General features: G+C 72.6%; 9 protein-coding genes. All 9 read left to right on the top strand.

From position 1 onward, the window contains the following. Nucleotides 1-2,569, top strand: a 2,569-nt coding sequence (locus L0B03_RS10345) for an Rne/Rng family ribonuclease (RefSeq protein WP_250445715.1), incomplete at its 5' end; no start/stop codon positions are given. Between the two features lie 238 nt (nt 2,570-2,807). Continuing rightward, complete coding sequence (gene rplU, locus L0B03_RS10340) at nt 2,808-3,116, top strand: 50S ribosomal protein L21 (RefSeq protein WP_250445717.1); 309 nt, start codon at nt 2,808-2,810, stop codon at nt 3,114-3,116. Between the two features lie 67 nt (nt 3,117-3,183). Beyond that, nucleotides 3,184-3,441: a 50S ribosomal protein L27 gene (rpmA, locus tag L0B03_RS10335; protein ID WP_208054349.1), complete on the top strand. Its 258-nt coding sequence runs from the start codon at nt 3,184-3,186 to the stop codon at nt 3,439-3,441. A gap of 107 nt (nt 3,442-3,548) precedes the next feature. Then, nucleotides 3,549-5,069 (top strand): GTPase ObgE, encoded by a 1,521-nt coding sequence (gene obgE, locus L0B03_RS10330; protein WP_250445714.1) that lies wholly within the window; start codon nt 3,549-3,551, stop codon nt 5,067-5,069. Then, nucleotides 5,066-6,193 carry a glutamate 5-kinase gene (gene proB, locus L0B03_RS10325; RefSeq protein ID WP_374204931.1) on the top strand — a complete coding sequence of 376 codons (1,128 nt, stop codon included), beginning with the start codon at nt 5,066-5,068 and terminating at the stop codon, nt 6,191-6,193. The genes obgE and proB overlap by 4 nt, the downstream gene beginning before the upstream one ends. Nucleotides 6,194-6,209: 16 nt before the next feature. Beyond that, the gene (locus L0B03_RS10320) at nt 6,210-7,526 is read left to right on the top strand and encodes a glutamate-5-semialdehyde dehydrogenase (RefSeq protein WP_250445713.1); all 1,317 of its coding nucleotides are present in this window, start codon (nt 6,210-6,212) and stop codon (nt 7,524-7,526) included. A 121-nt stretch (nt 7,527-7,647) separates the two neighbouring features. Continuing rightward, nucleotides 7,648-7,797, top strand: a complete 150-nt coding sequence (locus L0B03_RS10315; protein ID WP_250445712.1) for a hypothetical protein — start codon at nt 7,648-7,650, stop codon at nt 7,795-7,797. Nucleotides 7,798-7,840: 43 nt separating this feature from the next. Next, nucleotides 7,841-8,443, top strand: a complete 603-nt coding sequence (gene nadD, locus L0B03_RS10310) for a nicotinate-nucleotide adenylyltransferase (RefSeq protein WP_250445711.1) — start codon at nt 7,841-7,843, stop codon at nt 8,441-8,443. Then, on the top strand, nt 8,436-8,623 hold a 188-nt coding region (locus L0B03_RS10305; protein WP_250445710.1), incomplete at its 3' end, for a hypothetical protein. The genes nadD and L0B03_RS10305, both read left to right, overlap by 8 nt.

Genomic DNA, 8,623 nt, shown 5'->3' with positions numbered 1-8,623 from the left:
CGACGCGACGGCCGCCGAGTCCGAGCGGCTCGACGTGCTCGCCGAGCTCGGTCGCACACGCCCCCAGCCCGAGACGCCCGGCTCCGTCGAGGAGGACGAGCCCACGCAGGACGGCGAGGAGACCGCTGCCCCCGCCGAGCCGGCGCGTCCCGCCGCCACCGCCCTGCTCTTCCAGGCCCCGGACCCCACCGCTCGGCCACGGCGACGTGCCCAGGCGCCCGCAGGCCCGCCGCCCCCCGTCGAGGAGGACGAGGAGGACGAGGACGGCGCCGAGGTAGAGCCCGGCGGCCCGCCCGCCCGCCCCGAGGCCGCACCGCAGGAGGACGACTCCGAGCAGGATGCGTCGGAGGACGAGGGCAGCGGTGGCGGTCGTCGCCGTCGTCGACGCGGCGGCCGTGGTCGTCGCAAGGGCGGGGCCGAGTCCGCTGAGGACCGCGAGGACCGCGAGGACGAGGACGCCACCGACGGCTCGGACCCCGAGCCCGAGCAGGAGCCCGCCCGCGCGACGGGTGGGCGACGGGGACGGCGAGGTCGCGCCCCCCAGGCCGAGACACCCACGGAGGACAGCACCGAAGACTCCGAGGACCAGGACTCCTCCGAGGACGGGGACTCCGGTGAGGACGGGGACAACGAGGGCGGCAGCTCCTCGAGCCGTCGCCGGCGTCGTCGCCGCCGGAGCAAGGGCGAGCCGGCCGAGGACCCCGGCTCGACCTCGGGTTCGGGTTCGAGCGGCGCAGGAGGCTCGGGCCGTTCGCGTTCGCGGGCCGGACGGACGGCGTCGGACGAGGTCACCGCGCTCAAGGGCTCCACGCGGCTCGAGGCCAAGCGGCAGCGCCGACGCGAGGGCCGCGACGCGGGTCGTCGCCGAGCGGTGCTCACCGAGGCTGAGTTCCTGGCCCGCCGCGAGGCTGTCGAGCGGTCGATGGTCGTGCGTGAGAGCAACGGACGGGTGCAGATCGCGGTGCTCGAGGACGACGTCCTGGTCGAGCACTTCGTGTCCCGCTCGGCTCAGAACGCGCAGTCCTCCATGGCGGGGAACGTCTACCTCGGCCGGGTGCAGAACGTGCTGCCCAGCATGGAGGCCGCGTTCGTCGACGTCGGCAAGGGGCGCAACGCCGTGCTCTACGCGGGCGAGGTCAACTGGGACGCCGCCGGGATGGAGGGCCAGCCGCGCCGCATCGAGCAGGCCCTGAAGTCAGGGGACTCGGTCCTGGTCCAGGTCACGAAGGACCCGATCGGCCACAAGGGCGCACGCCTGACCTCGCAGATCACCCTCGCCGGCCGCTACCTCGTCTACGTGCCGGGTGGAGGCATGACGGGGATCTCCCGCAAGCTCCCCGAGAACGAGCGCGCTCGTCTCAAGAAGCTGCTCAAGGAGATCGTCCCGGACGCCGCGGGCGTGATCGTGCGGACCGCGGCCGAAGGGGCCTCGGACGAGGAGCTGCGCCGCGACGTCCAACGTCTGCAGGACCAGTGGGCCGCGATCGAGAAGAAGGCCAAGACCGCCTCGGCGCCCGCGCTGCTCCAGGGTGAGCCCGACCTCGCGATCCGTGTGGTGCGGGACATCTTCAACGACGACTTCAGCTCCCTGGTCGTCCAGGGGGACGAGGCGTGGACGGCGATATCGGACTACGTGGGTGCCATGGCCCCCGATCTCGCCGACCGCGTCTCGCGGTGGACCGATCAGGGTGACGTCTTCTCCGCGCACCGGATCGACGAGCAGCTCGCCAAGGGCATGGACCGCAAGGTGTGGCTGCCCTCGGGCGGTTCGCTCGTGATCGACCGTACCGAGGCCATGACCGTGGTCGACGTCAACACGGGCAAGTTCACCGGGACCGGCGGCACGCTCGAGGAGACCGTCACCCGCAACAACCTCGAGGCCGCCGAGGAGATCGTCCGACAGCTCCGGCTGAGGGACATCGGCGGCATCATCGTGATCGACTTCATCGACATGGTCCTGGAGTCGAACCGCGACCTGGTGCTGCGGCGCCTGGTCGAGTGCCTGGGGCGGGACCGGACCAAGCACCAGGTCGCCGAGGTGACCTCGCTGGGCCTGGTCCAGATGACCCGCAAGCGGGTCGGCCAGGGGCTGGTCGAGGCCTTCAGCGAGACCTGCGAGCACTGCCACGGTCGTGGCTTCCACGTCCTGAACGAGCCGGTCGAGGCGAAGGGCGCAGGGGAGCAGTCCTCGGGCGGCGGTGAGGGAGACGGGGAGTCGAAGCGTTCCCGGCGCAAGAAGGGCTCGGCGCAGCCCGCCGCGGCCGTCAGCGTGCCGGTGCTCCCCGAGGCCCGCGAGGCCGTCAAGGCGACGCTCGCGACGATCGCCGCGGCTGCGGCCCACGCGCACGAGCACGAGCACGAGCACGAGCAGGGGCAGGAGCAGGAGCCGACCGGTGCCCAGGAGGACGCGGCCGCGGGTCGCGCCCAGGACGACGGCGGGTCCCCGGCCTCGGTGGCTGCTGAGGCCGAGCTCGAGGCGACGGTGCGAAGCGTGGAAGCGGTCGAGCAGGGCGACCACGGCAGCCCCGACGAGGTCACCTCGGAGGAGTCGTCCGGGTCGACCCCGTAGTTGTGGGGCCGGGCCGTCCAGTCCATTTGACCGGATGGCCCGGCCTTCCGTACTCTGGAACGTCGGTGCGCCGTGCGCGTACCGTTTCACGTGCCCAGGGTGCTGGGCCTCCTGTGAGGCTTCGTTCGACCAGCGCTGGGTTCGACCGGGCACCTGCCCGGTGGGGCAGGGCGTCTGCGCAGTAACCGGGCACGTCATCAGACGTGAGAACGCCGTACGAGTAGAGATGAGCAGCAACGTGGTGTACGCGATCGTCAAGGCTGGTGGCCGCCAGGAGAAGGTGTCGGTCGGCGACGTCGTCGTCGTGGACCGGCTGTCCGGTGACGCCGGCTCGACCGTCCAGCTGCCCGCGCTCCTGCTCGTCGACGGGGAGAAGGTGACCTCCGACGCCTCGGCCCTCGCCAAGATCACGGTCACCGCCGAGATCGTCCGGGCCGAGAAGGGCCCCAAGATCGACATCCTCAAGTACAAGAACAAGACGGGCTACCGCAGGCGCATGGGGCACCGTCAGAAGCTGACCCGCCTGAAGGTCACCGGCATCAAGTGAGGTGACCGGCGGTCACCGCCGGTCCCGATCTCCTTCCCTCCCCGCTCAGCACGAAAGCAGGTCAGCCATGGCACACAAGAAGGGCGCAAGCTCCTCGCGGAACGGTCGCGACTCGAACGCGCAGCGCCTCGGCGTCAAGCGCTTCGGTGGTCAGCTCGTCAACGCGGGCGAGATCATCGTGCGCCAGCGCGGCACGCACTTCCACCCCGGCGTGAACGTGGGCCGTGGCGGCGACGACACGCTGTTCGCCCTCACCCCGGGTGCTGTGCAGTTCGGTGTGCGTCGTGGCCGCAAGGTCATCGACATCGTGACGGCCGACGCCTGACCCATCTCGTCGACGAAGGGGCGCACCGCACGGTGCGCCCCTTCGTCGTCTCAGCAGACTGACCGCCGGCCCGCCTCGCGGGACCGGCCCCAGGAAGGGAGCACACCGTGGCCACGTTCGTCGACCGCGTCGTCCTGCACGCGTCCGGCGGTGACGGCGGCCACGGGTGTGCCTCCATCCGGCGTGAGAAGTTCAAGCCCCTCGCCGGCCCCGACGGTGGCAACGGTGGGGACGGCGGTGACGTGATCCTCGAGGTCGACCCCCAGGTGACGACCCTCCTCGAATACCACCACTCGCCCCACCGGCACGCCCCGTCGGGCACCCAGGGCATGGGGGACAACCGCCAGGGCAGCACGGGTGGAGACCTGGTCCTCGCGGTCCCGGACGGCACGGTCGTCAAGGCGACCGACGGCTCCGTGCTGGCCGACCTCGTCGGTCCGGGCAGCCAGTACGTCATCGCCGCGGGTGGCCGCGGAGGGCTCGGCAACGCGAGCCTCGCCTCGCCTCGCCGCAAGGCCCCTGGTTTCGCTCTCCTGGGCGAGCCCGGCGAGGGGCGGGACGTGGTGCTCGAGCTCAAGACGATCGCCGACGTGGCACTGGTCGGATACCCCAGCGCGGGCAAGTCGAGCCTCGTCGCGGCCATCTCGGCGGCACGTCCCAAGATCGCCGACTACCCGTTCACCACCCTGGTCCCGAACCTCGGCGTCGTGCAGGCCGGCTCTGCACGCTTCACCGTGGCCGACGTCCCGGGGCTCATCCCCGGGGCGAGCGAGGGCAAGGGGCTGGGCCTGGAGTTCCTCCGCCACATCGAGCGTTGCGCCGTCCTCGTGCACGTCCTGGACTGCGCGACGCTCGAGCCCGGGCGGGACCCGCTGAGCGACCTCGACGTGATCGAGTCCGAGCTCGCCGCCTACGCCGGGGACCTCGAGGTCCAGGGCGAGGTGCCCCTGACTGAGCGGCCGCGGATGGTCGTGCTCAACAAGGTCGACGTCCCCGAGGCCCGCGAGCTCGCCGAGATGGTCCGGCCCGAGCTGGAGGCCCGCGGCCTGCAGGTCTTCGAGATCTCGGCCGCGAGTCACGAGGGGCTGCGCCCGCTGACCTTCGCCCTCGCCGCGATGGTCGACGCGGCGCGAGCAGCCGCAGCTCCCAGCACCCCCACCCGCGTGGTGCTGCGCCCCAAGGCCGTCGACGACGCAGGGTTCTCCGTCACGCGCCGCGAGAGCGGCGATCGCGTGTGGTTCCAGGTGCTCGGCACCAAGCCCGAGCGCTGGGTGCGGCAGACCCAGTTCTCGAACGACGAGGCCGTGGGGTACCTGGCCGACCGCCTCGCCCGCCTGGGTGTCGAGGAGAAGCTCTTCAAGGCCGGCGCCACCCCGGGGGCCGAGGTCGTCATCGGGGCGGGTGACGACGCCGTGGTCTTCGACTGGGAGCCCACCATGCTCACCGGGACCGAGCTGCTGGGTGGGCCCCGTGGCACCGACCTGCGCCTCGAGGACACCCGTCGGCCGACCCGCGCGGCCCGGCGCGAGGAGTACAAGGAACGCATGGACGCCAAGACCGACGCCCGCGCCGAGCTGTGGACGGAGCGCGAGTCGGGTCACTGGACCACCCCCGAGGACGACGCGTGATCTCCGGTCGCGCGGGCCTCGCCGAGGCCCGTCGTGTCGTCGTCAAGGTCGGTTCCTCCTCCCTCACGGGGGACGACGGGCGGCTCGACCCGGACGCCCTGCGGCGCCTGGTCGAGGTGCTCGCGCAGCGGCGCGCCGCGGGCGGCGAGGTCCTCCTCGTGACCTCCGGGGCGATCGCCGCAGGGCTCGGGCCCCTGGGCATGGTGGCTCGGCCCCGAGACCTGGCCACCGCCCAGGCCGCGGCATCGGTCGGGCAGGGGCTCCTCGTCGCCCGGTACACCGAGGCCTTCGCCGAGCACGGCCTGCGCGTCGGGCAGGTCCTGCTGACCGCCGAGGACACGATCCGGCGCGGGCACTACCGCAACGCCCAACGTGCCCTGGAGACGCTGCTGGACCTCGGCGTCGTGCCGGTGGTCAACGAGAACGACACGGTCGCCACCGACGAGATCCGGTTCGGTGACAACGACCGGCTGGCGGCCCTCGTCTCCCACCTGGTCCGAGCTGACGCGATGGTGCTGCTCACCGACGTGGACGCCCTCTACGACGGCCCCCCCAGTCGTCCCGGTGCCCGCCGGATCGCCGAGGTCCACGGCCCCCAGGACCTCGAGGGCGTCTCCGTGACTGCCCGAGGGAGCACGGTCGGCACGGGGGGGATGGTCACCAAGCTGGCCTCGGTCGCGATCGCCACGGGCTCAGGCATCCCGGTCGTGCTGACCTCGGCCGCGCAGGCGGCGCGGGCGCTGGCGGGAGACGAGGTCGGCACCTGGTTCGGGGCCACCGGACGGCGGCGCTCGCGCCGCATGCTCTGGCTCGCCCACGCGGCCCGCACAGAGGGACGCCTCGTGCTGGACGACGGCGCCGTCGCGGCGGTCGTCGAACGTCGTACCTCGCTGCTGCCCGCGGGGGTGACCGCCGTCGAGGGCACCTTCGAGGCGGGGGACCCCGTCGAGCTGGTGTCGGCCACCGGCACCGTGGTGGCCCGTGGTCTGGTCTCCTACGGATCCGCCGAGCTGCCCGAGCTGCTCGGGAGCTCGACCCACGAGCTGCGGGACCGGCTCGGCGCGGGCTACGACCGCGAGGTGGTCCACCGGGACGACCTCGTCCTCGTGCCGACCGGGCGCTAGTGCCTATCCTTCGGCCATGAGCACTCCAGCTGCTGCCCCTGTCGACGAGGTCCCCGTGGAGGTCCCGGCCGAGGTGACCCTGGCCGTGAGGCAGGTCGCCGAGCGGGCCCGGGTCGCGGCGAGAAGCCTCGCGGGAGCGACCAGGGCGCACAAGGACGCCGCTCTGCACGCGATGGCGGACGCCCTCGTGGCCGGGACGCAGGAGATCGTGGCCGCCAACGCGGTCGACCTCGAGCGAGGGCACGCCCGTGGGGTGTCACCCGGGCTCCTCGACCGGCTCACCCTCGACCCAGAGCGCCTCCGAGGCATCGCCGAGGCCCTCCGCGAGCTCGCAGCCCTGCCCGACCCGGTCGGGGAGGTGGTCCGCGGGTCGACCCTCCCCAACGGCCTGCGGTTGCGTCAGGTCCGGGTACCCCTCGGCGTGGTCGGGATGATCTACGAGGCCCGGCCCAACGTCACCGTCGACGCGGCCGGCCTCGCGCTGAAGAGCGGCAACGCGGCCGTCCTGCGCGGCGGGTCGGCGGCCTCGGGCTCCAACGCGGCGATCGTGCGCGTCCTCGGTGAGGCCCTCGAGGCCGCGGGGCTCCCGGCCGACTGCGTCCAGTCGATCGACGACCACGGGCGGGCCGGAGCCGTCGCGCTGATGCATGCGCGCGGACTCGTCGACCTGCTCGTGCCCCGTGGCGGGGCCGAGCTGATCCAGACGGTCGTGCGTGAGGCGAGGGTCCCGGTGGTCGAGACGGGCGTCGGCAACTGCCACGTCTACGTCGACGCGAGCGCTGACCCGGCGGTGGCGCTGCCGATCCTGATGAACTCCAAGACCCAGCGCGTCGGCGTCTGCAACGCGGCCGAGACGCTCCTCGTCCACGACGACGCCGCCCCGGGATTCCTGCCCAGCGCCCTCGCGGCCCTCGCGGGGGCGGGGGTCGTGCTCCACGGCGACCAGCGCACCGTCGACCTCGCCCCTGCCGGGGTCGAGGTGCTCGTCGCGCAGGACGAGGACTGGGCCACCGAGTACCTGGCCCTGGAGATCGCCGTGCGCGTGGTCGACGACCTCGACGTCGCGCTCGAGCACATCAGGACGTGGTCCTCAGGTCACACCGAGGCCATCGTGACCCGTGACCTCGCTGCCTCGGAGCGGTTCGTCGCGGGGGTCGGGTCGGCCGCGGTGATGGTCAACGCCTCGACCCGCTTCACGGATGGCGGTCAGCTCGGGCTCGGGGCCGAGATCGGCATCTCCACGCAGAAGATGCACGCCCGTGGTCCGATGGGCCTGGCGGAGCTCACCACCACCCAGTGGGTCGTCCACGGGGACGGGCACATCCGTCCCTGAGGTCCTCCTCACCCGTCCGGACGTCGTGGCGCGACGACCCGGCCATGCCGGACGTGCGACACTGGGCGGACCGCTGCGGACGCCAGCCAGCGGTGAGAACAACGATCATCAGGAGGTCGACGTGCACGCTGCCCTGCTCGCCGCAGAGGAGGCGGAGGTCGTGAACCACCTTCCCATGTCGCCCGAGGGCTTCGGTCTCGTGGCCTTCGGCGCACTGATGGCGCTGCTCGCGGTCACGTACGCCTTCCGCAGCGTCGGCACCCGCCACTGACACCTGCTGTTCCCAACCACGAGGCCTGGAGGACACCAGCGGCATGACTCAGCACCGGCCCAGGATCGGGGTGATGGGTGGAACCTTCGACCCCGTCCACCACGGTCACCTGGTCGCCGCGAGCGAGGCCGCTGCCCGTCTGGACCTCGACGAGGTCGTCTTCGTCCCGACGGGGCGCCCGTCGCTCAAGCAGCACGCCGGGGTGACGCCCGCGGAGCACCGCTACCTCATGACCGTGATCGCGACGGCCTCCAACCCACGGTTCACCGTGAGCAGGGTCGACGTCGACCGGCCCGGGCTCACCTACACCGTGGACACCCTCGCGGACCTGCGGGCCGAGCGACCCGAGGCGGACCTCTTCTTCATCACGGGGGCAGACGCCATCGAGCAGATCCTCACTTGGAAGGACGCCGAGCGGCTCTGGACGATGGCGCACCTCGTGGCCGTCACGCGGCCCGGGCACACCCTGTCCCTCGACGCGCTCCCCGAGGACGCCGTGAGCCTGCTCGAGGTCCCGGCCCTCGCGATCTCCTCGACGGACTGCCGGGAACGGGCGCGCCGGGGAGAGCCGGTCTGGTACCTGGTGCCCGACGGCGTGGTCCAGTACATCGCCAAGCACGGTCTGTATCGAGGTCATGATGTCTGAGCAGTCCTCCGCGGAGTGGGGTGAGCGCCGCCGCCGACGAGAGCAGGAGCGCCTGCGCGGCCTCGCTGCTGAGCAGCGCGACGATCTCGCCCCCGCGCAGACGACGTCGGGGCAGACGCCGGGCGCCGACGACGGCGCGGCGCGTCCGCTGTCACGACGCGAGCTGCGCGAGCGGGGCCA

It is taken from the genome of Actinotalea sp. C106 (genome assembly GCF_023630195.1).
Taxonomy (GTDB): domain Bacteria; phylum Actinomycetota; class Actinomycetes; order Actinomycetales; family Cellulomonadaceae; genus Actinotalea.
This window is presented reverse-complemented; position numbering and strand designations above follow the sequence as displayed.